Source organism: Actinomadura sp. BRA 177 (assembly GCF_013372625.1).
GTDB lineage: Bacteria > Actinomycetota > Actinomycetes > Streptosporangiales > Streptosporangiaceae > Spirillospora.
Genome location: NZ_JABXFD010000685.1, coordinates 1 through 798, shown reverse-complemented (window position 1 = coordinate 798; position 798 = coordinate 1). Strand labels below are relative to the sequence as shown.

Here is a 798-nt window from a genome sequence, read left to right as displayed (position 1 = left end):
ATGTTATGTGTATGGGTCGGGCGGTAGCTGTGTATGCTCGTCGCAAGTCTACGTCTGTGTATGATAGGTATAGGGGACACGCGATGTCCATACTTGCCTCTTCGTCCGCAGCGTCAGATGGGTATAAGAGATAGCGTGATGCTGCTGCACTACACCCTGGCGCTCGGCCCCATCCTGCGGTTCGGCGCCGGCCAGGACGGCACCGGCCAGGACAGTGCCCGGGAGGCGCGCGAGTCGCTGGAGTCGATGGCCTCGGCGGGGGTGCTCCTGATGACCGAGGTGGGGCGCAGCAACAGCCACCTGTCGCCCCGCACCATCGCCAGCCACGACCCCGCCACCGGCGGGTTCGTCCTGACCACCCCGGACGCGCAGGCCGCCAAGTTCCCCACCAGCACCGCCCACCCCGCCGTCGCCAAGACCGCCGCCGTCTACGCCACCCTCGTCCACGGCGGCCGGGAGCGCGGGGTGTTCGTGTTCGCGGTGCCGCTGCGCCACGCGGACGGGACCGTCCCGCCCGGCGTGCGGATCGTCCCGGCGCCCGAGACGACCGGGCTGCCGGTCGACTACGCCGCCGTCCTCCTCGACGGCGTGCACGTCCCGCACGGCGCGTGGCTGCGCGACGGCGCCAGCATCGACGCGGACGGCGCCTTCCACGACCCGGCCGGGTCGCCGGCGGCGCGGCTGACCCGCCCGATGGGCGTCGCCCCGCCGGTGTGGCGGGGCGTCCTCACCGCCGACGCCCGGGTGACCCCGGCGGCATTCCCTTAACCACCACTCCCAGCCAACCAGACAGCATCC

General features: G+C 71.9%; 1 protein-coding gene. It reads left to right on the top strand.

What is annotated here, in order from left to right; genetic code table 11:
• Positions 1-135: 135 nt before the first annotated feature.
• Positions 136-768, top strand: a complete 633-nt coding sequence (locus HUX53_RS38030; protein WP_176408116.1) for a hypothetical protein — start codon at positions 136-138, stop codon at positions 766-768.
• Positions 769-798 lie beyond the last annotated feature (30 nt).